The organism is Pseudomonas sp. CBC3, assembly GCF_037967085.1.
GTDB lineage: Bacteria > Pseudomonadota > Gammaproteobacteria > Pseudomonadales > Pseudomonadaceae > Stutzerimonas.
Genome location: NZ_JBANEO010000032.1, coordinates 1 through 207, shown reverse-complemented (window position 1 = coordinate 207; position 207 = coordinate 1). Strand labels below are relative to the sequence as shown.

Below are 207 nucleotides of genomic sequence, written 5' to 3'. Positions count from 1 at the left end.
ATTTCTGGGTGCCTATAATGCGCACCTTCTCCGGCGCAGGCCCTTGGCGAAACCTCTTGTAAATCAAGAAGTTATCTAAATCTAGGGCTTGCACGGACGGCGAATTCGAGTAGAATGCGCCGGGCTGGCAGGGTGGTGGTTGAGTCCTGTTGGTGGCTTCGGTCAGGTCGATCGAAAGCGGTTTCACGAGGCGGTTGACAGCGGGTT

1 pseudogene is annotated in these 207 nt (G+C 55.6%); it reads right to left on the bottom strand.

The features are described 5' to 3' along the window. Positions 1–207, bottom strand: a pseudogene (locus tag V6943_RS20290) (hypothetical protein); the annotation flags it as partial.